24 protein-coding genes are annotated in these 24,323 nt (G+C 67.4%); 10 read left to right on the forward strand and 14 right to left on the reverse strand.

Annotated features, from left to right (window positions below):
* Positions 1-39 precede the first annotated feature (39 nt).
* The 4 genes from P5P27_RS17735 to P5P27_RS17750 all read right to left on the reverse strand — a co-directional run bounded on the left by P5P27_RS17735 (position 40) and on the right by P5P27_RS17750 (position 5,002).
* A protein-coding gene (locus P5P27_RS17735) for an IS3 family transposase (RefSeq protein ID WP_085950748.1) occupies positions 40-1,262 on the reverse strand; the annotation gives its coding sequence in 2 pieces (ribosomal slippage) (positions 40-956 and positions 956-1,262; 1,224 coding nt in all).
* A 646-nt stretch (positions 1,263-1,908) separates the two neighbouring features.
* Positions 1,909-2,946, reverse strand: coding sequence for a TadA family conjugal transfer-associated ATPase (locus tag P5P27_RS17740; RefSeq protein WP_278125325.1), 1,038 nt, complete (start codon positions 2,944-2,946; stop codon positions 1,909-1,911).
* Positions 2,943-3,986, reverse strand: a complete 1,044-nt coding sequence (ssd, locus tag P5P27_RS17745) for a septum site-determining protein Ssd (RefSeq protein ID WP_278125327.1) — start codon at positions 3,984-3,986, stop codon at positions 2,943-2,945. Before ssd ends, P5P27_RS17740 begins: the two co-directional genes overlap by 4 nt.
* Positions 3,987-4,054: 68 nt before the next feature.
* Positions 4,055-5,002, reverse strand: coding sequence for an esterase/lipase family protein (locus P5P27_RS17750; RefSeq protein ID WP_278125329.1), 948 nt, complete (start codon positions 5,000-5,002; stop codon positions 4,055-4,057).
* A gap of 356 nt (positions 5,003-5,358) precedes the next feature.
* On the opposite strand from P5P27_RS17750, the gene P5P27_RS17755 reads away from it, so the two are divergent.
* Positions 5,359-6,177: an HAD family hydrolase gene (locus P5P27_RS17755; RefSeq protein ID WP_045537290.1), complete on the forward strand. Its 819-nt coding sequence runs from the start codon at positions 5,359-5,361 to the stop codon at positions 6,175-6,177.
* Positions 6,178-6,595: 418 nt separating this feature from the next.
* On the opposite strand, the gene P5P27_RS17760 is transcribed toward P5P27_RS17755, so the two are convergent.
* Positions 6,596-7,345 (reverse strand): Fic family protein, encoded by a 750-nt coding sequence (locus P5P27_RS17760; RefSeq protein WP_045537288.1) that lies wholly within the window; start codon positions 7,343-7,345, stop codon positions 6,596-6,598.
* A gap of 209 nt (positions 7,346-7,554) precedes the next feature.
* Here P5P27_RS17760 and acs point away from each other — a divergent pair, with 209 nt between their 5' ends.
* The 3 genes from acs to P5P27_RS17775 all read left to right on the forward strand — a co-directional run bounded on the left by acs (position 7,555) and on the right by P5P27_RS17775 (position 11,087).
* Positions 7,555-9,498 (forward strand): acetate--CoA ligase, encoded by a 1,944-nt coding sequence (gene acs, locus P5P27_RS17765; protein WP_006897359.1) that lies wholly within the window; start codon positions 7,555-7,557, stop codon positions 9,496-9,498.
* Positions 9,499-9,611: 113 nt separating this feature from the next.
* Positions 9,612-10,136, forward strand: a complete 525-nt coding sequence (locus tag P5P27_RS17770; RefSeq protein ID WP_006897360.1) for a phage holin family protein — start codon at positions 9,612-9,614, stop codon at positions 10,134-10,136.
* A gap of 15 nt (positions 10,137-10,151) precedes the next feature.
* Complete coding sequence (locus tag P5P27_RS17775; protein WP_278125332.1) at positions 10,152-11,087, forward strand: alpha/beta fold hydrolase; 936 nt, start codon at positions 10,152-10,154, stop codon at positions 11,085-11,087.
* 36 nt (positions 11,088-11,123) lie between these two features.
* On the opposite strand, the gene P5P27_RS17780 is transcribed toward P5P27_RS17775, so the two are convergent.
* The 4 genes from P5P27_RS17780 to nth are packed head-to-tail and all read right to left on the reverse strand — an operon-like array spanning position 11,124 to position 14,516.
* Positions 11,124-12,326 carry a MarP family serine protease gene (locus tag P5P27_RS17780; protein WP_006897362.1) on the reverse strand — a complete coding sequence of 401 codons (1,203 nt, stop codon included), beginning with the start codon at positions 12,324-12,326 and terminating at the stop codon, positions 11,124-11,126.
* A complete protein-coding gene (locus P5P27_RS17785; protein WP_039867779.1) occupies positions 12,323-13,129 on the reverse strand; it encodes an NUDIX hydrolase in 807 nt (268 codons plus the stop codon). The genes P5P27_RS17780 and P5P27_RS17785 overlap by 4 nt, the downstream gene beginning before the upstream one ends.
* Positions 13,126-13,818, reverse strand: coding sequence for a TlpA family protein disulfide reductase (locus P5P27_RS17790; protein WP_278125334.1), 693 nt, complete (start codon positions 13,816-13,818; stop codon positions 13,126-13,128). The genes P5P27_RS17785 and P5P27_RS17790 overlap by 4 nt, the downstream gene beginning before the upstream one ends.
* Positions 13,815-14,516: an endonuclease III gene (nth, locus tag P5P27_RS17795; RefSeq protein ID WP_278127465.1), complete on the reverse strand. Its 702-nt coding sequence runs from the start codon at positions 14,514-14,516 to the stop codon at positions 13,815-13,817. The genes P5P27_RS17790 and nth overlap by 4 nt, the downstream gene beginning before the upstream one ends.
* Before the next feature lie 193 nt (positions 14,517-14,709).
* On the opposite strand from nth, the gene P5P27_RS17800 reads away from it, so the two are divergent.
* Positions 14,710-14,964, forward strand: coding sequence for a hypothetical protein (locus P5P27_RS17800; protein WP_006897366.1), 255 nt, complete (start codon positions 14,710-14,712; stop codon positions 14,962-14,964).
* Positions 14,965-15,113: 149 nt separating this feature from the next.
* Positions 15,114-15,788: a Crp/Fnr family transcriptional regulator gene (locus tag P5P27_RS17805; protein WP_006897367.1), complete on the forward strand. Its 675-nt coding sequence runs from the start codon at positions 15,114-15,116 to the stop codon at positions 15,786-15,788.
* 88 nt (positions 15,789-15,876) lie between these two features.
* Here the strand turns inward: P5P27_RS17805 and P5P27_RS17810 are convergent, their stop codons facing one another.
* The 4 genes from P5P27_RS17810 to sp36 are packed head-to-tail and all read right to left on the reverse strand — an operon-like array spanning position 15,877 to position 17,994.
* On the reverse strand, positions 15,877-16,713 hold the full coding sequence (locus P5P27_RS17810) for an MBL fold metallo-hydrolase (protein ID WP_006897368.1): 837 nt from the start codon (positions 16,711-16,713) through the stop codon (positions 15,877-15,879).
* A gap of 28 nt (positions 16,714-16,741) precedes the next feature.
* A complete protein-coding gene (locus P5P27_RS17815; protein ID WP_006897369.1) occupies positions 16,742-17,356 on the reverse strand; it encodes a TetR/AcrR family transcriptional regulator in 615 nt (204 codons plus the stop codon).
* Positions 17,353-17,826: a RidA family protein gene (locus P5P27_RS17820; protein ID WP_062366390.1), complete on the reverse strand. Its 474-nt coding sequence runs from the start codon at positions 17,824-17,826 to the stop codon at positions 17,353-17,355. Before P5P27_RS17820 ends, P5P27_RS17815 begins: the two co-directional genes overlap by 4 nt.
* Before the next feature lie 3 nt (positions 17,827-17,829).
* The gene (sp36, locus tag P5P27_RS17825) at positions 17,830-17,994 is read right to left on the reverse strand and encodes a Sp36 family protein (protein ID WP_006897371.1); all 165 of its coding nucleotides are present in this window, start codon (positions 17,992-17,994) and stop codon (positions 17,830-17,832) included.
* 50 nt (positions 17,995-18,044) lie between these two features.
* On the opposite strand from sp36, the gene bagA reads away from it, so the two are divergent.
* Complete coding sequence (gene bagA, locus P5P27_RS17830; RefSeq protein WP_006897372.1) at positions 18,045-19,070, forward strand: ATPase BagA; 1,026 nt, start codon at positions 18,045-18,047, stop codon at positions 19,068-19,070.
* Positions 19,070-20,170: an ArsA family ATPase gene (gene bagB / locus P5P27_RS17835; protein WP_006897373.1), complete on the forward strand. Its 1,101-nt coding sequence runs from the start codon at positions 19,070-19,072 to the stop codon at positions 20,168-20,170. Before bagA ends, bagB begins: the two co-directional genes overlap by 1 nt.
* A gap of 60 nt (positions 20,171-20,230) precedes the next feature.
* Here the strand turns inward: bagB and P5P27_RS17840 are convergent, their stop codons facing one another.
* The gene (locus P5P27_RS17840; RefSeq protein WP_006897374.1) at positions 20,231-20,560 is read right to left on the reverse strand and encodes a WhiB family transcriptional regulator; all 330 of its coding nucleotides are present in this window, start codon (positions 20,558-20,560) and stop codon (positions 20,231-20,233) included.
* A gap of 287 nt (positions 20,561-20,847) precedes the next feature.
* On the opposite strand from P5P27_RS17840, the gene P5P27_RS17845 reads away from it, so the two are divergent.
* Together P5P27_RS17845 and P5P27_RS17850 are read left to right on the forward strand one after the other, a co-directional pair.
* The gene (locus P5P27_RS17845; RefSeq protein WP_278127466.1) at positions 20,848-23,268 is read left to right on the forward strand and encodes a penicillin-binding protein; all 2,421 of its coding nucleotides are present in this window, start codon (positions 20,848-20,850) and stop codon (positions 23,266-23,268) included.
* A 49-nt stretch (positions 23,269-23,317) separates the two neighbouring features.
* Positions 23,318-24,313: a metallophosphoesterase gene (locus P5P27_RS17850; protein WP_006897376.1), complete on the forward strand. Its 996-nt coding sequence runs from the start codon at positions 23,318-23,320 to the stop codon at positions 24,311-24,313.
* Positions 24,314-24,323: the final 10 nt, after the last annotated feature.

Raw genomic sequence — 24,323 nt, forward strand, 5'->3', positions numbered from 1 at the left:
GAGGGCCTTGACCCCGGAAACTGGACACGGGGTTTGTGATTACGCGGCTTTCTGCAGGCTATCGGATGTGTGAGCGTTTTCGTAGTCGGCAGGGCTGAGATAGTTGCAGTACGAGTGCCGGCGTCGGGTGTTGTAGCGGGTGATCCACCGGAACACCGCGAGCCTTGCCGCCCGGGGCGATTCCCAGCGGGCTGCGCCTTGCAGCGTTTCGCGTTTGAGTGTCGCATTGAACGACTCGGCCAGGGCATTGTCCGCGCTCGTGCCCACCGCTCCCATCGATTGCGCAACACCCAACTTCGCGCAGATCATCGCGAAACCCTTTGAGGTGTATTGACTTCCGCGATCGGCGTGGAACACTGCACCGGCAAGACCGCCGCGGGTCAGTGCTGCGGCACCTAAGGCATCTTCGACGAGTTCGGTACGCATGTGCTCGGCGATCGACCAGCCCACCAGGCGGCGGGAGAAGCAGTCGATCACCGTGGCCAAATACAAGAACTCATTGTCCCCGCATGGCAGATACGTGATGTCACCGACGTATCGGGTATTCGGTGCGATCGCGGTGAAATCACGGTTGAGCAGGTCCGGCGACGGAGTGTCGGCTGGTTCGGCGATGGTGGTGCGGTGTTTTCGGCGCAGTCGCAGGCCCTCGATGTTGTTGGCGCGCATGATCCGTGCGATCCGTTTGTGATTGATCCGCTGGTCGGCGGGTTGTCCGTGATTGATCTCGGCGGTGATCCGGGGCCGCCCGTAGGTGTTGTCCACCGTGTGGACGGCGCGGATCTTGTCGGCGAGTTCAGCGTCGGCTGCGGCCCGGGCGGCTCGTTTCTCGGCGGCGTTGATCCATGCGTAGTACGACGAGCGGGCGATATCGATGACCTGGCACAACCGCTTCACCGGGTAGGTGTCGGAGTGGTCTGCGACGAACTGGAAGCGGTTCACCAGTTCGTCTCTCCGGCGAAATATTTTGCCGCCGACCGCAGGATGTCTCGTTCGGTTTCGAGCTTGGTTTTCTCCGCGCGTAGGTGTGCGACCTCGGCGCGGAGCCTGGCGGCTTCCTGCTCGGGTGTCTCGCCGGTGCCGGGCCCCGGAGCGGTGGCGGCGGGTCTGCGGATCGGGATACCCGCATTTCTCAGCCATGTGGTCAGGGAGCCGTGGGATACGCCGAGATCGGCGGCGATCCCGGCTACGGTCGCGCCGCCGGTGTCGCGGTACAGCTCGACTGCGTCGCGGCGGAACTCTTCGGAGTAATTTTTCTTTGCCATCGGGTTAGATCTTCTCGCTTTCCCTGGTCTGAGACCAGGATCAAGCGTGTCCAACCCGCGGGGTCAAGGCCCTGCCTCCATCGGCGCGGCAGTCAGTGACAGTCTCCGCGTTTGGACCTCGCGACGGAAGCGTCTCTGTGCGCCGTCGATCATCGTTGTGGAGATCTCGAATCCGTGCACCATGCCCGATTGCCCTACACGATCAAGCAACAACCCTAATCCGACACCACCACCGAACCCGACATCGGCGACTACTTGACCCGCCCGGATTCCAGCAGCCTCCACCGCGGCAGCGATAGGTTCACGATTGCGTCGATTCACTACCCGGCCAACGATTCGACCGCGAATCCCGGCAGGTCGCCCAAGTTGCCGAGAAATACTCACCAATACATGCTCGCCCACATGCATACCTCGATTGCAGCATCCCAGACCCGGCAACCGCATCAGGGAACTCCCGGAGAGTTCGCCCGGGTGTGACATCGGGAACGACTTACCGGATGAATCACGGAACCAATCCTCTGCTGGCCCCCGACTGCCAATCTCAAACGACTCCACGCCGGTCCTCGACGCCCACGTAAGCCCTATCGACGGGTACACCCGACTGGAGGGGTGTCACCCACAATCTAAACCGTCATGTGATTCACAGTCAGATACACCGTAACCAAGTTACAGATAAGATCGCGGGACCGAGTTGGCTGTGCAGAGCCTCGCGCGCCATCCCGCCGAGGGCCGCGAGCGCTTCCATCCGGGCGGGGACCTCGGTGATCGAGTTGGCGTGCAGCGTGCCCGCGCAGCCGTCGTGCCCGGTATTGAGCGCGGTGAGCAGATCGATCACCTCGGCGCCCCGGACCTCCCCGACGACGATCCGGTCGGGTCGCATTCGCAGTGCCTGCCGCACCAGCATCCGGACCGTCACCTCACCGACGCCTTCGACGTTGGCCGCGCGAGCCACCAGGCGCACCACGTGCGGGTGGCACGGCTCCAGTTCGGGCGCGTCTTCCACGCACAGGATCCGCTGACTCGGGTCGACCAGACCCAGCAGACTCCCCAGCACAGTGGTCTTGCCCGCCCCGGTCCCTCCGACGACCAAGAAGGCGAGCCGAGCCGCGATCACGCCTGCGACCAGGTCGCTCACCTCGGCGTCGATCGAGCCGCCCGAGACGAGCGCCTCGAAATCGTGTGTGGCACTCCGCAGCACGCGCAGCGAGATGCAGGTTCCGTCGGGTGCCAGCGGGGGGATGAGGGCGTGCAGCCGCAGATGCGAACCGCTTCGGCCGACTCCCGTGAGCCGGCCGTCGACCCACGGCTGGGCGTCGTCGAGCCGCCGGCCCGCGCTGAGCGCCAGCCGCGCGGCCAGGCGGCGCACGCTCGCCTCGTCGTCGAACACCACGTCGGTCAGCCGCGGACCGTCACCGCGGTCGGCCCACACCTGCCGCGGGCCGACCACCAGTACGTCCGTCACCGCGGGGTCGGCGAGCAGCACTTCGAGACGTCCGACGCCGACCATCTCCGTCTGCAGGTAACGCAACGCCGCGAGCAGGTCAGTGTCGCCGAGCAGCCCGCCGGACTCAGCACGGATCGCACACGCGATCATCTCCGGTCCCGGCGACGGCGCTCCCGGCCCCGCCTCGGCCGCGAGACGATGCCGGACCCGTTCGAGCAGCTCGGCGTCGACCCCGGTCACCGGGCACCCACTCGTGCGCGACAGCAGACGGCTTCGGCTGCTCGGGTCAGCGGGGAGAACCGGCGCAGCGTGAGCCCGCCCGCCTCGCATCGACCGGGCAACGATGCGTCGGCTCGGAAACCGCCGAGCAGTTCCAGTCCGACGGCATCGGCGACCTGAGGGGCGGTCAGTCCGCTCGGCGACGGGCCGCGGACCAGCAGTAGCGGTTCGCGCTCACGGAGCAGACGGTCGAGTGTGCGGCGGGTGGCCGCGACGGCGGCGACCGTCGCCGTGGTCACCACGACGGTCAGGTCGACGGAGTCGACGATCCCGGCCGTGACCGGCCCCGGTTCCCGTCCCACGTCGGCCACCACCGCGTCTCCTGCACCGCGGCTCGCGTCGAGCGCCGCGAGCACGGTCTCCGGGCGCAGACTCGAGGGCTGCTCGCGACCGGCGGAGAGAACCCCCACACCGCGCGTGCGCGGCACGGCCGACCGCAACGCCGCGCCGCCGATGGAACCGGTCTCCCCGTTGACGTCCGACCACCGCAGGCCCGGCTCCGATTCGATACCCAAGAGCAGATCCGCACCCGCACCGGCCTGGTCGACGTCGAGAAGCAGCACGCCGGTCGTCCGTGCGGCCACGAGCGCCACTGCCGCGGCAAGCGTGCTGGCCCCGGCACCGCCGTGCCCCGGCACCACCGCGACCGCACGCGCCGGATGCCGACGCGGTTCGCGCGCCCGCGACAGCGTTGCGACCAGTGCCGCTTCCTCCTCGGGGAGCACGAAACCGCCGTCGGCGCCGAGAACCAGGCCCGACCGCCACAGCCGCGCGTCGTCGCCGGCGCCGCTGACCGCGAACAGACCGTCGCGCCGCGGCAACTCCTGCCCGGCGAGGACGTCGAGAGCCGCCGAATCGGCGACGACCGCGGCGGCTCTGAGCCATTGGTGTCTGCAGCGCGCCGGATCGCCGACCACCATCGCGAAGCCGGCGGCCGCACTGCACCGCGCGAGATCGTCGTGGAGAGACTCCTGAGCCAGGACCAGCAGCACATCGCTCATGCTCCGAGCGTGCCCGCAGACGCCGAGTCAGGAAATCGCGTTGTCCACAGGTCCCGGCGGCGCGGTCGCTACGACTGCCCGGTGAACGGCGGCACGAACTCGCACGGCACCGTGACCGGGTGTGCCGGGTCCAGCGCGTTCAGTGCCAGGTACGCCGCCCGGCGGGATCCCGCGATCGCGAGGTGGTCGCTGTAGTCCTGTGCGCAGCTGTCCTGAACCACGATGTTGTCCACCGACTCGCCCCGGCGGCCGGGGACGAAGCCCGCGGTGTACGGCACCACCAACTCGTCGTACCTGGTCATGATGTTGGTGTAGTGCACACCCTTCACATACGGGCTTCCGCCGCGCCAGATCTTCTTGTTCATCGACGATCCGGGGAGCATGCCGCCACATCCGATGCACATCGGCATCGGGACGTCGCCGAGCAACCGACCGAGCTGATTCATGGACGGACTCACCGACCCGGTTCCCTTCCACAGGGGCGCGAGGGAGACGTAGTTGGTCACCTTGTCGGCGCCGCCGAGGTACTTGACGTAGTACTCCGGCATGTAGGTTCCCTGCGAGTGGCCGATGATGTCGACGGTCTTCGCGCCGGTGGCCGCCAGCACGCGTGCGACGAATTTCTGCAATTGCCCCGCGCTGACCTCGATCCGGCCCATGCCGCCCACCGCGGTCAGCGGCCACGGCATGCCCGGCAAGGCGCCGTAAGTCAGTGCGAAGACGCAGTATCCGCGGTTCTTGAGCATGGGGACATAGGCTCCCCAGTTGGTGGTGCGTGCTCCGCCGGTACCGTGCACCAGGACCACTGGGCGCGGATGTGCGGCAGTCGGCTTGCAGCGGAAGTCGTTGGATCCGGGCAGCGAACCGCCCGGGTGCTGTAGCTCGTAGGGGATTCCGCCGAAAAAGTTGTAGTTCTCGGGCTGGGCGGGGGCGGCTTGAGCAGGTGCCGCCACCAGGGCCGTGGCACCGATCAGCACCGCGCAGATCGCGAGGACGAGACGTCCGAAGGGCTTCATGAGGGTCCGAACTCTAGACGACACGCACCCGCCTCCGGGGTGCACTGGTCTCTGAAGCTACCGCGACGCCCACACCGCGGTGAGACAATCGACGATGTTCGTCTCGCTTGCGTAAAGTTCGAACGGAAGATCCGACCGCAGAAATGGGACGACCCCGGCCAGGGGGGAGGAGGCCGGGGTCATCAGCGTTTCAGCCCCGGGGGGTCGGGCTGAAAGCTACCGGCGTGAACCGGATAACTACAAGCTACACGCGTAGACGCGAACATTGCAATACCAACTATCTGGTTCCAGTGTTTTCTACGTCACACTTCCCGGCGCCCTTCCCCGGGCGTCGGATTCCACCTAGGATTCGGCCTGTGACCTCGACGTCATCGGATCGGATCGCCGCATTCTTCGACCTCGACAAGACGGTGATCGCCCGATCCAGCGCCCTCGCATTCACCCGCCCCTTCTTCGACGGCGGGCTGCTCACCCGTCGCGCAATGCTGAGGTCGGCGGTTGCGCAGCTGCAATTCCTGCTCGCCTCCACCGGCGACGATCAGGTGGAGCGGCTCCGCAAGCATGTGACCGACATGTGCACCGGCTGGGACGCCGGCCTGGTTCGCGAGATCGTCTCCGAGACACTCGAGGAGGTGGTCCGGCCGGCGATCTTCAGCGAGGCCGCAGCCCTGATCGAACAACACAGACGCGCAGGCCACGAGATCGTGCTCATCTCCGCCTCCGGAATCGAGATGGTGGAACCGATCGGCCGCCTCCTCGGTGCCGATGTGGTCCGGGCGAGCATCATGCGCGTGGTCGACGGTCGATACTCGGGAGAACTCGAGTTCTACTGCTTCGGCGAGGCCAAGGCGATCGCCATGCGGTCACTCGCCGACGAACGCGGCTACCGCCTGGACGAGTGTTACGCGTACTCCGATTCGAGCACCGATCTGCCGATGCTGACCGCGGTCGGCCACCCCGCCGTGGTGAATCCAGACAGGGCGCTCCGTCGCCACGCGACCGAGAACGGTTGGGAGATATTCGATTTCCCGAATCCGCTACCCGCATCGCCGTGGTCGTCCAAGGCCACAGTGACGCGTACGGCGCTGTGCGCCACGGGGATTGGCGCCGCCGCCGCGGCAGCGATCGTCTATCAGCTTCGGCACTCGAAAAACGCCAGGTCAGAGGCCGCGTGAAGATTTTTCACGAAGGGCTTGATGTGATGGGAATCACCATGTACAAATGACTTACGGAGCCCCGGACGGCCCAGCTTCTCCCGGAAGAGAAGGGCAGAAGCCCCCGGACCGGCAAGCTCCCAGCACGGGCGGCAAGCACCCACGCGGAGCGCGCCGCATTGGCACAAGTGTTGTGCGCCTGCGACATTGCGGGCATCATTCGCGAAATCTCTTTTGGGCCGACAACCCGACGTTCGATTCACGACGAGATGCCAGCAGTCCCTCGCCGAGGCGGATACCACAACCCACATATGCACGCCTGGTCACTTGGGCCCGTGCTTGCGGGCGGCCGCACCGATCGGAGATCCGATCGGTGGGCCGCCCGCAAATATGTGTGCGGCTCCTACTCTTGACGGCGATCCGTCGGTGACGCCGCCGATCAGCCGCGGGCCGCGTCGGCGATCGCCCTGGCCTCTGCGCCGCCTGCCTCCATCGCCTCGCAGCACAGAACGATCCACGCACCGATCGCCTCCGGATCGCCGGTAGCGAAGCGTGCGGACAGTTCCCGGTACTCACCGAGACGCTTGAGCCAGGTCACCTCCGGCACGCCGAGCAGATGCGGGTCGAGCCCGGTCATCGCCGAGACCAGTCGCGACGCGGCGCGCGCGACCACTCCGTTCGCCTCGGTGAAGGGTGCCAACGCCAACAGTTCCCCGTGCACCACGGCGGCCAGCACCGGAGCCGGCGCCGACGTGCCCCCGGTGATCAACTGCCCGAGCAGGTCGAGACGCTGTGCGATATGCGGCTCGGGGCGGGGACGGCCGAGCAGCTCCGGATCGTCGAGCAGGTCGGCGGCGGCGAGTGTGTGCAGGCGGGCCAGCGACTGGGCGGGCGCGCGCCGGAACACCGCGACTGCCTGATCGATCGCATCGCTGTCGAGCGACTGGGCCACCCGGACCGCTCCGGCGGCGATCGGGTCACCGAGATCCGACCGCGAGATGTCCGTGGTGCCGCCGTCGATCGCTGCCGACGACCGCCCGGCCCGCCACGAGGCCTCGCGGGAGGTCTTGTCCCACTGCCGCAGGTTGATCGGATGACGATGTGCCGCGCTGACCGCGTCGCGGGCCCGGTCGGACGCCTCGCGAACGCCGGGCAGGTCGAGCAGCGGCGACAACGGATCTGAACTCACGCGTTCAACAGTAGCGGCACCTGCGCGAGCGCCGCCGACCGCTGACGACCGACCGCTCATCGCTCGCAACCCGCATGCAACCGTCCCGCCGTCACACTGTCAGACGGTAGTGATTACCCTCACAATGGAAGTCTCTTCGCCCTGCAGACCCGTTCCGGTCTCACCGTGTGGCCGGAGTCGATGAACGAACAGAGGAAAGGCAAACGACGATGTCTTCGAGCGCAAATCAGGTCTACCCGCCGTCTCCCGAATTCGCTGCCGACGCGAATGCGACGGCCCAGCTGTACGACCGCGCCGAGGCCGATCCGCTCGAGTTCTGGGCGCAGCAGGCACGCCGCCTCGACTGGGACACTCCATTCGGCGAGGTCCTGGACTGGTCCAACGCCCCGTTCGCCAAGTGGTTCGTCGGCGGCAGGCTGAACGTCGCCTACAACTGCGTCGACCGTCATGTCGCCGCGGGCAAGGGTGATCGCGTCGCCATCCACTGGGTCGGCGAGCCCGGGGACTCGCGCGACATCACCTACAGCCAGCTCAAGGACGAGGTCTCACGCGCCGCGAACTATCTGGCGTCCATCGGGCTGCAGGCAGGCGACCGCGTCGCCATCTACATGCCGATGGTTCCCGAGGCCGTCGTCTCGATGCTCGCCTGCGCCCGGCTCGGCCTGACCCACTCGGTGGTCTTCGCGGGCTTCTCCGCCACCGCCCTCCGGTCGCGAGTAGACGATGCCGAGGCCAAGGTCGTCATCACCACCGACGGCCAGTACCGACGCGGCAAGCCGGCACCGCTCAAGGAAGCCGTCGACGAGGCCCTCGGCACCGGCGACGACGCCGCGAAGTCGGTCGAGAAGGTGCTGGTGGTGCGGCGCACCAACCACGACCCGAACCTGAACTGGGTGGAGGGCCGCGACGTCTGGTGGGACGACACGGTCGGCGAGTCGTCACCCCATCACGAGCCCGAGGCCTTCGACGCCGAGCACCCCCTCTTCCTGCTCTACACCTCCGGCACCACCGGCAAGCCCAAGGGCATCGTCCACTCGTCGGGCGGCTACCTCACGCAGGCCAATTACACCTTCCACAACGTCTTCGACCACAAGGAGGGCCGCGACGTCTTCTGGTGCGGCGCCGACATCGGCTGGGTCACCGGACACACCTACCTCGTCTACGGACCGCTCTCCAACGGCGCCACCGAGGTGATCTACGAGGGCACGCCGAACACTCCCAACGAGCACCGGCACTTCCAGGTGATCGAGAAGTACGGCGTGACGATCTATTACATCGCGCCGACTCTCATCCGCACTTTCATGAAGTGGGGACGCGAGATCCCCGATGCGCACGACCTCTCGTCGCTGCGCCTCCTCGGCAGCGTCGGCGAGCCGATCAACCCCGAGGCCTGGCGCTGGTATCACGAGGTCATCGGGGGCAGCCGCTGCCCGATCGTCGACACCTGGTGGCAGACCGAGACCGGCGGCATCATGATCTCCCCGCTCCCCGGCGTCACCGCGACCAAGCCGGGATCGGCCATGCGCCCCCTGCCCGGAATCAGCGCCAATGTGGTGGACGACAACGGCAATCCGGTGCCCGACGGCGAGCAGGGCTACCTCGTTCTCGACCGTCCGTGGCCGGGGATGCTGCGCGGCATCTGGGGCGACGACGAGCGGTTCAAGGAGACCTACTGGTCGCGCTTCGCCGAGCAGGGCTGGTACTTCGCCGGCGACGGCGCGCGGTACGACGAAGACCACGCACTGTGGGTCCTGGGCCGAGTGGACGACGTCATGAACGTGTCGGGGCACCGCATCTCCACGTCCGAAGTGGAATCGGCGCTGGTGGCGCACTCAGCCGTGGCCGAGGCCGCCGTCATCGGCGCCGCGGACGAGACCACCGGTCAGGGCATCGTCGCATTCGTCATCCTCATGGAGGGCGCCGACGCCTCCGGCGATTCGCTGATCGCCGAACTCCGCGAACAGGTGTCGGTCGACATCTCGCCGATCGCGAAGCCCCGGGAGATCAACATCGTCCCGGAGCTTCCCAAGACGCGGTCGGGCAAGATCATGCGGCGCCTGCTCAAGGACGTCGCCGAGGGCCGCGAGTTGGGCGACACCTCCACCCTCGTCGATCCGTCCGTATTCGAAGCCATCCGGTCGCGCAAGAGCTGATCGCCGGACCGTCCGCATCGACACCGCCGACCTGCCCGGGTCGGCGGTGTCGTTTCGCGGTACGACCCGACATGGCAACATGAGACCGACCAACGATCTTCAAGGGAGTATTCGTGAGCGGAAATTCCGACACCTGGCCGAGTGAACCGAGCAACGCTCCCCGCGTTCCGTCGATCCCCATGTCGGACGCGAACCTCGGACCGAGCGGCGAACCGACGATCGGCAATCTGGTCAAGGACGCCGCCGCGAGCGCCTCCACCCTGTTCCGCGCCGAGATCGCGCTGGCCAAGTCCGAGCTGGTCCGCGAGGCCAAGAAGGCCGGCGCCGGCGGTGGACTGATGATCGTGGCGGCCGTGCTGCTGCTGTACGCGAGCCTGTTCTTCTTCGTGTTCCTCGGCTTCCTGCTCGACATCTGGCTGCCGACCTGGGCTGCGTTCGGCATCGTCTTCCTGGTGCTCCTGGTGGTCTCGATCGCCCTGATAGTCGCTGGGTACGTGTTCCTGAAACGGCTTCGAGCGCCGGAGAAGACGATCGAATCGGTCAACGAGCTGGCGACCGTGATCCCCGGTCACCACGAGTCGACCGGCGGTATGGCGCACCCGCAGATCCCGCCTGCGCGCGACCCGATGCGCAACTGATCCATCACCGCCAGATTGACGAGCACTCCTCCGGACCCGACCCTGGTCCGCTTCGATGGACCGTGGCGGCACTTCGACGTCCGCGCCAACGGTCTGCGCTTTCATGCCGTGGAGACGCAGCGGTTCGTGGCCGACCGTCCGTTGGTGCTGCTGCTGCACGGCTTCGGCGAAGTCTGGTGGTCGTGGCGGCACCAGCTCGAAGCACTGACCGAGGCCGGCTACCGCGCCGTCGCCGTCGACCTGCGCGGCTACGGCGACTCCGACAAGCCGCCCCGCGGATACGACGGGTGGACGCTGGCCGGCGACACCAACGCACTCGTGCGCGCACTCGGCCACACGAGCGCCACGCTGGTGGGTCACGCCGACGGCGGGCTCGTCTGCTGGGCCACGGCCACACTGCATCCCGCGGTCGTCGAACGGGTGGCGGTGCTGTCGTCGCCACATCCGCGCGCGCTCAAGCGCGGCGTCCTGTTCAACTCCGAGGAGCGGTCGGCGTTTCTCCCGCTGTTCCTGCACAACCAGCTGCCTCGCCTGGGCGAGCGTCGCCTCACCCGGGCGGACGGAGCCTTCATCGAGGAGTACTTCCGGGAACGCTCCGGACCGGCTTGGCAGCAGAGCCCCGACTTCGCCGAGACGATCGCCCGCAACCGGCTCGCCATTCAGATCCCCGGCGTGGCCCACTGCAGCCTGGAGTACCGGCGGTGGGCGTTCCGATCGCAGTTCCGCAACGACGGCCGGCGTTTCATGGATCTCATGGACAAGCGGCTGCCGATCCCCATCCTCGCCGTCCGCGGCCACGACGACGAGTACATCCTCGACTCGGTGATGGTCCAGAGCCGCCACTGGGCAGCCGACATGGACTACCGGATCATTCCCGACACCGGGCACTTCGCACACCAGGAAGCACCCGAGGAGTTCAACGCGCTGCTGCTGCAGCTCCTCGGCCGGTGACGAACGCCGCCGCTCGAGAGTCCGATCGATCCCGGATCAGCCCGAGACGCATTGCTGCGTCGCCGCTTCGGAATCGCTCTGCTCCGAAGCCGCGAGATCGCGCTGAACCTGTTCCGCGGTGAGGACGAAGCCGGTGTCCTCTGTCGGGTCCTCAGCGGCGCCGAAGACCACGCCGAGGACTTTGCCGTCGGTGGAGATCATCGGACCGCCGGAGTTGCCCGAACGGATGTTGCCGCGCACCGTGTACACCTGGCGCTGCACCTGGCGCGGGCTCTGATAGATGTCCGGCCCGTTGAGCTCCACCACATTCCGCACGCGCAGCGGCGTGACCGTGAAGGGCCCGTTCTCGGGGTAGCCGAGAGCGATGGCGTCGTCGCCCGTCTGCGCCTGCCCGGAGGCGAACTCGAGGGCCGGCGCGCGCAGTCCCGGCACGTCCAGGACCGCGACGTCGTTGCGCGGGTTGAACCAGACGACGGTGGCCTCGTAATCGCCGCCCGCCGACGTCTGAACGCTCACGGTGTCGGTACCCGCCACGACGTGCGCGTTGGTCATCACGCGCTCGGGCGAGACCACGAATCCACTGCCCTCCAGCGCCTGGCCGCAACTGCGAGCCACACCGCTGATCTTGACGACGCTCCGCTTCGCCGAGCGCACCGCGGGCTGGTCGACCAGAGCCGCGTCGGGCGGACCGACGTTCGCCACGCGCGTCTGCCCGAACGGCCCGATCACCTCCTTGAGCCCGGAACTGTCGACCAGACCGGTGAACTCGTCGGGCAGGTCGCGCACCCACTGCGGGGCCACCTTGTCGACCGTCTGAATCACCTTCGAGCCGTCGATCGCCGACGAGAGACGGAATTCGTCCGTACTCCGCAGAGGGAAGGCGAGCAGCCACGCAGCGATCACGATGGCGATCACCTGCAGCACCGAACCGATCCAGCTGTCCACGCGCCGCAGTCCCGGGGAGTGGATACTGCTGCGCACCGCACCGCCGAGGACCATGCCCGCGACTTCGCCGATGATGACGAACACGACGATCAGCACCACGCCGATCAACAGCCTCAGCCGGGCGTCGTCGAAGCGTTCGATGACGACGGGAGCCAGCAGAATTCCCGCGACCGCACCCAGGACCACGCCGAAGAAGGCCAGTGCGGACGCTGCCGCACCCTGGCGGTATCCGCTCAGCGCCGCCAGCAGGGCGACGACGAGGATCACCAGGTCGACCCACACCGATCCGCTCATCGATCTCCGTTCACGTCGGCGGCGAGGCCGCCGTCCCGGGGGTCGGAGAACCCCGACACCTGCCGACCGCCGGTCTCGGCGATCATCTGCTCCAGTGGGCGCACGTCGTCGGTGTCCCACGGGACATCCCAGCCCGCGGCTTCGCTGATCGCCGCCAGCAGTCCACCTGTGAATCCCCAGACCAGCATGCCGTCGTAGAGAAATGCCGGGCCCTTGTACACGGTGGTTCCCACGAGCGACCGGCTCACCTGGAAGCGGTTCTCCGGTGCGAGGAGTTCGCGCAGGTTCACCCTGGTGACCCTCGCCGTCTCACCGTGGTCGACGGCGTACACGTGGCTGGGGCGTTCCCAGTGTGCGAGCACCGGGTGCACTTCGAAACCGGTCGGCACCGGGAAGGCGGGCAGATTCGCCAGCACTTTGACGCCGTCGTCGGTGAGTCCGGTCTCCTCCCGCGCCTCTCGCAGCGCGGTGCCGACGGGATAGTCGTCGCCGGGATCGCGGCTGCCGCCCGGAAAGGCGATCTGTCCGCTGTGCGTCCGCAGGGTGGCGGCGCGCTCGGTGAGCAGCACGTCCGCGTCGGCGGGCAGTCCTCCGGCCGCCAGCGGGTCGGCGGCGAACGACCCGGCGAAGAGCACCAGAACGGCCGCGGCACGGTGCCCGCGCAGGCCCGCGACGAGCCGTGCCCGACCGCCGCCTCGGCTGAGCACCTTCTCGTTGACGACCTCGGGGTCGTCGGTCACCGGGCGCAGCCACGGCGGGATCTGGTCCCGGGACACGAGCGGCCCCACCGGAACTCCGCTCACTGCGCTCCCCCTACGTCGACACCCAGCTTCTCACGGACCACCTGTGCGAGCTGCGCCTCCGAATCGAACACTCGCGGCAGCACATCGGCCACGGTGCCGTCCGACCGGATCAGAACGGTCGACGGGAACACCCGGGGCGCCCCGATCGCCTTGGCGACCGCACCGTTCGGATCGGTGACCACCGGAAGATGCACCCCGACCTCCTGCAGGAATTTCAGGACGAAGTACGGTTTGTCGCCGCCCTGGCTTGCGTGAACGGCGAGCACGTTCAGGCTCTCGCCCGCGTCCGTGGAGAACTGGTCGAAGATCGGCAGCTCACGACGGCAGGGCAGACACCACACCGCCCACATGTTGATGACCAGAGGCTTTCCCGCCGTGGTCACGCCGAGGTCCACGGGTGCGCCGGTGGCCATGCACGGAACCGTGACACCGGCCAGGACGGAATGCGGGCCGGCCGGCCCCGTGCCGTCGGGACAGGGCTGCAGTGCGGCCGCCGCGCGCTCCTTGCTCAGCTCGTCCTCGGACACCTGCTGATCGGTCACACCAGAGGTGGAGGTCGCCGCCGTCGTCCCGCCGCCGTCCGCGGTGTCATCGGGCCCGCCACGGGGCCAGAGCGCCACGATCAGCGCGACCGCGACGATGACGAACGCCAGCGTGGCCCGGGCCGCGGGCTCCTTCAGGATCTTCACTGAGCCGCTCCCGACTGCTCGACTCCGGCCAAGGCGAGCAGATGCTCGGTCTCCGGCCCCTTCACCAGTGCCGCCGCCACGCCCTTGTCAGTGGGCCCCTCACCGTAGGAGGGACAGTCCTTGGCGAGCACGCAGACACCGCACGCCGGTTTGCGGGCATGGCAGACGCGCCGACCGTGGAAGATGATGCGATGCGACAGGTCGGTCCAGTCGCGCTTCTCGAACAGCGCGCCCACCGCGTGCTCCACCTTCACCGGGTCGGTCTCCCGAGTCCAGTCCCAGCGCCGGACCAGCCGGCCGAAATGCGTGTCGACGGTGATCCCCGGCACGCCGAAGGCGTTGCCCAGGACGACGTTGGCCGTCTTGCGCCCGAAGCCGGGAAGGCTCACCAGATCCTTGAGATTCGCCGGCACCTCGCCACCGAACCGTGAGACCAGCGCCTGCCCCAGGCCGATGATCGAATTGGCCTTGTTCCGATAGAAGCCGGTGGACCGAATCATCTCCTCCAACTCGGTCCGGTCGGCCTCGGCATATGCGCGCGCGTCCGGGTACCTGGCGAAGAGCGCGGGCGTCACCTGGTTCACGCGCACGTCGGTGCACTGTGCCGACAGGATCGTCGCGACCGACAGTTCCAGCGGCGTTGTGAAATCCAGTTCGCAGTAGACGTGCGGGAAGGCCGCCTCCAGCGCTCGGTTCATCCGCCGCGCCCGCCGGACCAGGCCCAGCCTGGTCTCTTCCTTGCGTCTACTCACAACAGACCAGGTTAGCCGCCGTGCCCCCGGCCGCGCGGTCGGCTGACCTCGCCGGCCCGGGTAACCGCAGGTCACAACTCGGTGACGAGAGCCGTCTGGGTTTGCGGCACCCCCACGGCCCCGGTGTTTACTGTTCCTCATGCAAGGACTGGCCGGACTTCTCTTCCCCGCTGTGCTGATGCTCTTCGCACTCGCGATGGAGAGGGTGCAGGCGGGACTCGACCGACTGTCGGTGGGCCCGGCCCACGTCGAGGAGTTCCTGGAAGCCGCGGATGAGACCGACGTGAGCAACCTCGCGAAAGACGGGCTGCCCGCCGCACTCGACGAGCTCCGGAGCCGGCGCAGCAAGCCGATCGCGGAAACAGACGAACCGGAATCCAGTCGCGCGTCCTGAAGTCCGGTGAGCGTGCAGGCGGCCCGAGCCGCAGGTACGACGCGCGCTAGTTGCCTACTAATGCGAACAGTGATCAATCCAACATCTATGATCTTTCACGTAGTCTTTATCACTGGACGCGGCAAAAGCATTTGAGAGAGGTTCTTTAGGTGGAAGAAGTACTAGCACGGGCCGGCATTTTCCAGGGTGTCGAACCCACCGCCGTCGCAGCTCTCGCGAAGGAACTTCAGCCGGTCGAGTTTCCGCGCGGTCATGTCATCTTCCACGAGGGCGAACCCGGCGACCGTCTTTACATCATCCTGTCCGGCAAGGTGAAGCTCGGCCGCCGCTCGCCGGACGGTCGCGAGAACCTGCTGACCATCATGGGTCCGTCGGACATGTTCGGTGAGCTGTCGATCTTCGACCCCGGCCCCCGCACCTCGTCGGCGACCACCGTCACCGAGGTCCGCGCGGTCACCATGGACCGCGACGCGCTGCGCAAGTGGATCAAGGACCGTCCGGAGATCGCCGAGCAGTTGCTCCGCGTGCTGGCACGTCGCCTGCGCCGCACCAACAACAACCTCGCCGACCTGATCTTCACCGACGTCCCGGGTCGCGTCGCCAAGCAGCTCTTGCAGTTGGCGCAGCGCTTCGGCACGCAGGAGGGCGGCGCACTGCGCGTCACGCACGACCTCACGCAGGAAGAGATCGCCCAGCTCGTCGGCGCCTCGCGCGAGACCGTCAACAAGGCGCTCGCCGACTTCGCACAGCGCGGATGGCTGCGACTCGAGGGCAAGAGTGTCCTGATCGCGGACTCCGAGCGCCTCGCGCGCCGCGCACGCTGAGCAAGCGCAACAATCAGTACCGACAAACAGGTCCGAGGGCATTTCGCCCTCGGACCTGTTTGTCAGTCCTGATCTCCGCCGCACGCGCTCACAGCGTGCGGAGATACTCCAATTGAGTCTTCACCGACATCTTCGCGGCCGGCCAGAGCTTCTGATCGACGTCGGAGTAGACCTTCCGGACCACCTTCATCGGCTTGGCCTTCTCCGGTGAGACACCGAGTTCGTCGAGTGCGGCGACGATCTGCGCGAGACGTTCCTCGCGATGCGACTTGTAGTAGCGCGCAATGGGTTCCAGCTCCGGATGGTCGGGGCCGTGTCCGGGCAGCACGACCGCGTCGGAGGCCTCCACCAGCAGCCGATTGAGCGAGTTGAAGTAGTCCTTCAGCGAACCGTCCGACGGATCGAGCACGGTGGTGCCGAAACCGAGAATGGTGTCGGCGGTCAGGATCGCACGCTGCCCCTCCCACTCGACGAGGAAGCTCGTGGAGTCGGCCGTATGTCCCGGGGTGTGCATCACCGTGATGGTCACGCCCGCCGCCTCGATGACTTCACGGTCCCGCAACCGCGGGGCGCCCACCGAGTACTCGTCTGAGTAGGCCCGCTGCGGTGCGCCCGCGAGTTTGCGCATCCTCTTGCATGCACCGACGTGATCGTGATGGCGATGGCTGATGAGGACGAGTTCGACCTCCCCGGCCGCGGCCGCGACAGCCCGCACGTGTTTGCCGTGCTTGGTCGGTCCCGGATCCACGACCACCGCGGTCGACGAACCCGGCGCTCGCAGGATCCAGGTGTTGGTGCCGTCGAGCTCGAACGAGCCGGGATTGTGACACAGCAGCACGGAGGCGAACGGCGTCACCTCACGCACTACGCCGTATGCGGGATGGACCGGCTTGTCGTCGGCGGAAGCGTCGGCATGAAGGGGCATTCACCGAGCCTACCGAGCGACCGCCGCGTCACCACACCACCGGTGCCAGGAACTTCGTGGCGTAGGCCCGGACGGTCTCGACGTCCGCGATGTCCAGACGCGAGGTCCGGATCTGCGTGAGCGACAGCGCGACGCGTACGAAATGCTCCGACACCAGCAGAAGATCGTCGTCGGGCATGGTCGCGCCCGCACGACGCAGCGTGCCCGCGACCGCGGCGCCGGAGGCTTCCAGGAACTCTCCGGCGGTACGGGAAGTCTGGCTCACCAGAACGTCGGCGACGTCCGGCTCGTCCAGCAGCAGTCGGCGCACGAGCGGATCCTCGTCGACGATCCGCGTGCATTCGACGAAGGCCTCGACCACCGCCTCGCGCGGCGGCAGGCCGCGGACGGCTGCGGCGAGATGCCGCATGGTCGCGAGCGCGATCGCCTCGCCGACCTTCGCGAGCAATGCGTCCTTGTTCGGGAAACGCCGGTACAGCGTGCTGCGCGAGACGCCCGCGGCGCGCGCCACGGCGTCCATGCCGGCCCGCCGCACTCCGACCTCCGCGAACTCGCGGCGCGCCGCCGCCAGGATCACCGCTTCCTGTTCCTCGGGACGCACGCTGGTCCGCAGCCTCCGGGCACCGCTCCCCGGTCGGGTCATTTCACCTGGACGACGATTTCCACCTCGACGGGCACGCCCAGGGGGAGTTCGGCGACCCCGACGGCCGACCGCGCGTGGACGCCGGCCTCGCCGAAGATCTCACCCAGCAGGTCCGACGCTCCATTGATCACGCCGGGCTGACCGGTGAATCCGGGTGCCGAGGCGACGAATCCGACCACCTTGACCACCCGGACGATCGAGTCGATGCCGACTTCGGCGTGCACGGCCGCGAGCGCGTTGAGCGCGCAGAGCCGAGCCGCCGCGTTCGCCTGTTCCGGCGTGACGATGCCTTCCGCGCCCTCGGACACCTTCCCCGTGACCCTCACCTGACCGTCGGCCACCGGGATCTGTCCCGAGGTGTACACGAGATCGCCGACGCGGAGTGCGGGGGTGTAACTGCCGACCGGTGCGACCACCGTCGGAAGATCGATTCCGAGTTCCGCCAAGCGCTTCGACCACTGCCCGCTCATCGGTCAGGCCTTCGGACGCTTGAGGTATGCGACGTGCTGTTCTCCGGTGGGACCGGGCAGAACGCTCACCAGTTCCCAGCCGTCCGAGCCCCACTGGTCGAGGATCTGCTTGGTCGCATGCGTGAGCAGCGGAACGGTGACGTATTCCCAGGCGGTGACTTCACTCATGGTGCCAACCTTAACGGTTAACCGCGGTCACAGTAGACACGGTCGATAAGGTGATCGGCGTGGTCAACGAAGTTCGCAAGGACGGTCCCGGGGCGTGGCCGGCGCAGGCGGCGAGCGCGCGTCTGCATTTCGTGTCCGGCAAGGGCGGCACCGGAAAGACGACGGTGGCCTCAGCGCTGGCACTCACCCTCGCCTCCGAGGGTAAGAAGGTCCTGCTCGTCGAGTGCGAAGAACGGCAGGCCATCGCCCAGCTCTTCGACGTCCCCCCGCTTCCGCCCACCGACACTCAACTGGTCGGGATGGACGGCGGTGGCTCGGTGTGGGCGCTCGCACTTCAGATCGAGCACGCCCTGCTGGAGTATCTGGAGATGTTCTACAACCTCGGCTTCGCCGGGCGGGCGATCAAGAAGGTCGGCGCGATCGACTTCGTCACGACCGTCGCCCCCGGACTCAAGGACGTCCTGGTGACCGGCAAGATCAAGGAACGCGTCATCGCCACGGACAAGAACGGCGCGCGGACCTACGACGCGATCGTCGTCGACTCACCCCCGACCGGCCGAATCGGCAACTTCCTCGACGTGACCACCGCGATGCGCGATCTGGCGAAGAGCGGCCCCATTCGGAATCAGTCCGAAGGTGTTGCGGCACTGCTGCATTCGCCGGAGACCGCGATACACCTATGCACCCTCCTGGAAGCCATGCCGGTGCAGGAGACCATCGAGGCAGTCGCCGAACTGCGTGCCAAGAACCTCAACATCGGCGCCATCGTCGTCAATCGCGTCAACCCGTCCTATCTTCCCGAGGCCGAGGCGGACGCCATCGCCGAAGGCCGCATCGACTCGGCACGGATCGAGAAGAGCCTGGCGGAGGCCGGCGTCCACCTGTCCGACGACGATCTGGCCGGTCTGCTGACCGAGACCATCGACTACGCGGCACGGCTTCAGGCGCAGCAGATCGCGCGCGCCGAACTCGACGACGTCGACGCCGCGCAGGTGGAACTGCCGACCGTGGAGAACGGTGTCGACCTCGGCGCCCTGTACGAACTGTCCGCCGTGCTCAAGGAGGCTGGAGCGTAATGCCCGACCTGAAGATGGGCGCGGTGCTGGCCGACCCTGGAACCCGCGTCGTGGTGTGCTGTGGGTCGGGCGGCGTCGGCAAGACGACGACCGCCGCGGCGATGGCCCTGCACGCCGCCGAGCGCGGCCGCAGAGTGGCGGTTCTGACGATCGATCCGGCACGTCGCCTCGCCCAGTCGCTGGGAATGTCGGAGCTGACCAACGAACCGCAGCCGGTTCCCCTCGACAGGCTCGACGGCGCGGGCAGTCTCGACGCGATGATGCTCGACATGCGGCGCACCTTCGACGACATGGTGATCGAACACTCGACGCCGGAGCGCGCCGAGTCGATCATGAACAACAGCTTCTATCAGACAGTGGCGTCGTCGTTCTCGGGCACGCAGGAGTACATGGCGATGGAGAAGCTGAGCCGACTCCTCGACGAGCAGCGGTGGGATCTGATCATCGTCGACACGCCGCCCTCCCGGAATGCGCTCGACTTCCTGGACGCCCCCCAGCGCCTCGGCTCGTTCCTGTCCGGTCGACTGATGCGCATGCTCGTCGGCGGCGGTCGCGGCGTCGGCCGCGTGCTGACCGGGGCGATGAGCCTGGCGATGCGAGGCATCTCCACGATCGTCGGCGGGGAGATCCTGCGCGATGTGGCGACCTTCGTACAGTCCCTCGACTCGATGTTCGGCGGATTCCAAGAGCGCGCCAACCGCACCTACGAACTGCTCAAGCAGCCCGGAACCGAGTTCGTCGTGGTGGCCGCCCCCGAGCCCGATGCGCTGCGCGAGGCCTCGTTCTTCGTCGAACGGCTGTCGAAGGACTCGATGCCGCTCACCGGCCTGATCGTGAACCGGACCCACCCGACGCTCACCTCCATGACGGCCGCTGCGGCCGAGACCGCGATGACCGGCATGGACGATGAACTGACGCGCGGCGTGCTGAAAGTGCACACCGAGCGCGCCGCCACCGCCAAGCGCGAGGTGCGCCTGCTTCAGCGGTTCACCTCGTCGCACCCGAGCGTTCCGCTGGTGGGTGTGCCGGCGCTGCCCTTCGAGGTGGCCGACATGTCGGCCCTGCGCGCAGTCGCCGAACAGATCACCAGCCGCGGCTGACCGAAGGACCGCACAGCCCCAGACGCCGAGGAGCCCGGCGCGTGCCGGGCTCCTCGTCGTTCAGTTCTGGTCGGGAACTGCGCCGAGACGCTGTCGTCGGCGCTGCGCTTCGAAGAACGCCGCCCACGACGTCACTTCGGGATGCTGACGGAGCAGCGCGCGACGCTGCCGCTCGGTCATTCCGCCCCAGACGCCGAACTCGACGCGATTGTCGAGCGCATCCGCACCGCACTCGAGTTGCACCGGACAGTGTCTGCAGATGGTCGCAGCCTTCCTCTGAGCAGCTCCGCGGACGAACAGATCGTCCGGGTCACCTCCACGACAACGCGCCTGGGAAACCCAAGCCAGTCGAGCCTCTGAGTCAACGGTGGTCAACGGCGCCAGAGTCATTGCGCAATCCCGCCTTTCACAAACCCATCGACATGCCCCTGGTTGAGCGCATGCATAAGATCCTGCTGTGATTCGTACCTACCAATGAGTTTCTTTGTTAGGTAACTCACGTTTCCAATCTATTGAGGCGGCCGATGCAACGCAAGTCGGTGGGCTATGGTCCTGAGTTCGACGCAGGTCGGGCCGACATCCGCGCAGGTGGATACGGCGCCCCGCGGCGAATCACACGTATCCTGGCCATCGTGCGCAAGACTTCGAACCTCGCAGGCCTGGCCGTCGCCGTCGTGATGGCCGCGGTCCTCGTGGCCGGACTCCTGTTCCCCGTCGCCACCGGAATGGGCGTGCTCTCGAACCGGGCAGCCGCCACGATGGAGAACTCGTCGTCCGAGCTGCTGGGCGGAACCGTCCCCGAAGTCACCACGGTGACCGACGCGAACGGCACACCGATTGCGCTCCTCTACGACCAGTACCGCTACCAGGTCGGATACAACGACATCTCGCAGGACATGATCCGGGCGATCATCTCGATCGAGGACCGGCGTTTCCTCGAACACGACGGCGTCGACTGGAAGGGCACCATCCGTGCGGCCCTGAAGAACTCGTCGTCGGGTGAGGTGCAACAGGGTGCCTCGACGCTCGATCAGCAGTACATCAAGAACTACCAACTGCTGGTTCTGGCCCGGACCGAGGCCGAGCGCGAAGCGGCCACGGAGACGACACCCGCGCGCAAACTGCGGGAGGTGCGGATGGCCCTGACTCTGGAGCAGACGCTCACCGATCAGGCCAAGCGGGAGAAGGGACTCGACGACGCCGCCGCGAAGCAGGACGCGAAGAAGCAGATCGTGACCCGCTACCTGAACGTCGTACCGTTCGGCAACAACGCCTACGGTGTGGAGGCCGCGGCCCAGACGTACTTCGGTCACTCCGCGAAGGAGCTGACGGTGGAACAGGCGGCCATGCTCGCCGGCATGGTCCAGTCGAGCTCCGGGCTGAACCCGTACACCGATCCGCAGGCCACCATGGCGCGGCGGAACACCGTGCTCGACACCATGATCGAGAACTTCCCCGAACGTCGCGCCGAACTTGAGGCGGCGAAGAAGAAGCCGCTCGGCGTGGTGCCCGCGCCGAAGACCCCCGTGCAGGGATGCATCTCCGCGCACAACAACGGCTTCTTCTGCGACTATGTCCTGCAGTACCTGGCCGACAACGGCATCCCGCGCGCACAGGTGATGCGGGGCGGTTACCTCATCCGAACCACCCTGAATCCCGAGGTCCAGGCCGATGCGGTGCGGTCCGCGCAGCAGCACACCGCTCCGGACACCGACGGCATCGCGACCGTGATGAGCATCGTCGCTCCCGGCAAGGACTCTCACGACGTGCTGGCGATGGCCTCGAGCCGCAATTACGGCCTCGACGCCAAACGCGATGAGACAGTTCAACCGCAGCCCTTCTCTCTCGTCGGCGACGGCGCCGGCTCGATCTTCAAGCTGTTCACCACGGCCGCGGCGATGGAGAAGGGGTTGGGCACGGGCAGCGTGCTGCCGATCCCGTCGAGCGTCGCGGTGTACGGCATGGGCGACAGCAACGGTGCGTTCGGTTGTCCGGTGAACGCGTACTGCGTCAAGAACGCCGGCGCGTATCCGCCGTCGGCGTCGGTGACGCAGGCCCTCGCCACGTCGCCGAACACCACCTTCGTCCAGCTGCTTCAGCAGGTCGGGGTGAAGCCCGCGGTCGACATGGCGGTGCGGCTCGGACTGCGCTCGTACAACGAGCCCGGTACCTCGGGTGTTGGCGATCAGAGCCTCGCCGAGTATGTGAAGAAGGGCAATTTCGGCTCGTTCACGCTCGGCCCGTTCGCGGTGAACGCGCTCGAACTCTCCAATGTCGCAGCGACCCTCGCCTCCGGAGGCACGTGGTGTCCGCCGAACCCGATCGCGTCGATCCAGCAGGTCAAGCGCGATCAGTACGGCAACGCGGTGCTCGACCAGAACGGACAGCGCGCGATGGTCAACGTCCCGTTCAACCCGCCCAAGTGCGAACAGGTCGTCGAGTCCGGGCTGGCCGACACGCTCGCGAACGCGATGAGCGAGGACGACAAGGGCGGCGGCACGTCGGCGGCCGCGGCTTCGGCGGCGGGCTGGAACCTGCCGCTGTCGGGCAAGACCGGCACCACCGAGGCGCACCGCTCGGCGGCCTTCCTCGGATTCACCAACCGCCTCGCCGCCGCCGTCTACACCTACAACGACGGTTCGCACCCGGCGGGCATCTGCACCTCGCCGCTGCGCCAGTGCGGCGACGGAAATCTATACGGCGGCTTCGAGCCGGCACGGACGTGGTTCTCGGCGATCGGACCGATCGCGACCAAGTTCGGTCCGGTCGCGCTGCCTCCCGTGGATCCGCAGTACGTCGCGGGCAGTGACCGCGGACGCATCCCGCAAGTGAGCGGACTGCCCGCCAGCCAGGCCACCTCGCGCTTGCAGGAGGCCGGTTTCAAGGTCACCGAACTCGAAGTCGACAGCACTCGCCCCAAGGGCACCGTCGTCTTCACCGCTCCTTCCGACAGCGCGATGCCGGGAAGCACCATCGCGATGTACGTGAGCAACGGCCGCGGCAAGACCTCCGGCGACGGCACGTCAGACAAACCGGCGGAGAAGACGGTGCAGGTGCCGGGAGTGGGTCCGGTGGTCATCGAGGTGCCCGGCGGCTGACGGCGCAGCGCGGGGTCGGCGGGCGTCTTCGGCGCGTATCCTGAAGTCCATGGTCTCGGTTCCCGGATTCGGTGCGCCCTCGCGCACCACACGTGACGCCTCAGCTCTCACCCGCGTCGTGGCCGGTGCCGCCGGTGCGGCCGCCGCCGGTCTCGTGTATTCGACGGTGATCGAGCGCAACGCATTCACCCTGCGTCACGCGACGCTGCCGGTGCTGGAGCCGGGATCGTCGCCCTTGCGCGTGCTGCACATCAGCGACATCCACATGATGCCGAACCAGCATCTCAAGCAGGCATGGATCTCCGAGCTGGAGCGACTCGAGCCCGACCTGGTGGTCAACACGGGCGACAACCTCGCCCATCCCAGCGCGGTCCCCGCTGTGGTGCAGGCACTGGGCGGGCTGCTCGCGCGCCCCGGCCTGTTCGTCTTCGGCTCCAACGATTACTTCGGCCCGAAACCGAAGAACCCGTTCAAGTACTTCAAGAAGAACCACACACGCACGCACGGCGAGCCGCTGCCGTGGCAGGATCTGCGCGCGGCCTTCACCGAACGCGGCTGGCTCGACGCCACGCACACGGTGCGCGAACTCGAGGTCGGCTCGGTGCGCATCGTCGCGGCCGGCGTCGACGACCCGCACATCGAACGCGACCGCTACGAGGCGATCGCCGGGCGACCCAACCCGCTCGCGCAACTGCGGCTGGGGCTGACGCATTCACCGGAGCCCCGCGTGCTCGACTCCTTCGCCGACGACGGGTACGACCTCGTGCTGGCGGGCCACACGCACGGCGGTCAGCTGTGCCTGCCCGGTTACGGCGCGCTGGTGACCAACTGCCATCTCGATCGTTCGCGGGTCAAGGGCGTCTCCAACTGGGGTTCGACGATGAAGCTGCACGTCAGCGCGGGCCTCGGTACCTCGCCGTACGCGCCCGCCCGGTTCTGCTGCCGCCCGGAGGCGTCGCTGCTGACGCTGACCGCGGTGTCGAACGGCGGCGACGTCGACAGCGTTCAGCAGTCGTTGCCCCAGCTCGCAGACCAGTTCAGCTGACCGAGACGGC

Origin of the sequence: Gordonia sihwensis, assembly GCF_029632925.1 — a bacterium.
GTDB classification, from domain to species: Bacteria; Actinomycetota; Actinomycetes; order Mycobacteriales; family Mycobacteriaceae; genus Gordonia; species Gordonia sihwensis.

Excerpts from the sequence above, each read along its gene's own strand:
- P5P27_RS17850 (WP_006897376.1), top strand. The coding sequence starts at position 23,318 with ATGGTCTCGGTTCCCGGATTCGGTGCGCCCTCGCGCACCACACGTGAC.
- P5P27_RS17845 (WP_278127466.1), top strand. The coding sequence starts at position 20,848 with ATGGCCGCGGTCCTCGTGGCCGGACTCCTGTTCCCCGTCGCCACCGGA.
- P5P27_RS17750 (WP_278125329.1), bottom strand. The coding sequence starts at position 5,002 with ATGAAGCCCTTCGGACGTCTCGTCCTCGCGATCTGCGCGGTGCTGATC.
- P5P27_RS17815 (WP_006897369.1), bottom strand. The coding sequence starts at position 17,356 with ATGACCCGACCGGGGAGCGGTGCCCGGAGGCTGCGGACCAGCGTGCGT.
- P5P27_RS17840 (WP_006897374.1), bottom strand. The coding sequence starts at position 20,560 with ATGACTCTGGCGCCGTTGACCACCGTTGACTCAGAGGCTCGACTGGCT.
- ssd (WP_278125327.1), bottom strand. The coding sequence starts at position 3,986 with ATGAGCGATGTGCTGCTGGTCCTGGCTCAGGAGTCTCTCCACGACGAT.
- P5P27_RS17800 (WP_006897366.1), top strand. The coding sequence starts at position 14,710 with ATGCAAGGACTGGCCGGACTTCTCTTCCCCGCTGTGCTGATGCTCTTC.
- acs (WP_006897359.1), top strand. The coding sequence starts at position 7,555 with ATGTCTTCGAGCGCAAATCAGGTCTACCCGCCGTCTCCCGAATTCGCT.
- P5P27_RS17780 (WP_006897362.1), bottom strand. The coding sequence starts at position 12,326 with ATGAGCGGATCGGTGTGGGTCGACCTGGTGATCCTCGTCGTCGCCCTG.
- P5P27_RS17820 (WP_062366390.1), bottom strand. The coding sequence starts at position 17,826 with ATGAGCGGGCAGTGGTCGAAGCGCTTGGCGGAACTCGGAATCGATCTT.
- bagB (WP_006897373.1), top strand. The coding sequence starts at position 19,070 with ATGCCCGACCTGAAGATGGGCGCGGTGCTGGCCGACCCTGGAACCCGC.
- nth (WP_278127465.1), bottom strand. The coding sequence starts at position 14,516 with ATGAACCGAGCGCTGGAGGCGGCCTTCCCGCACGTCTACTGCGAACTG.
- sp36 (WP_006897371.1), bottom strand. The coding sequence starts at position 17,994 with ATGAGTGAAGTCACCGCCTGGGAATACGTCACCGTTCCGCTGCTCACG.
- P5P27_RS17810 (WP_006897368.1), bottom strand. The coding sequence starts at position 16,713 with ATGCCCCTTCATGCCGACGCTTCCGCCGACGACAAGCCGGTCCATCCC.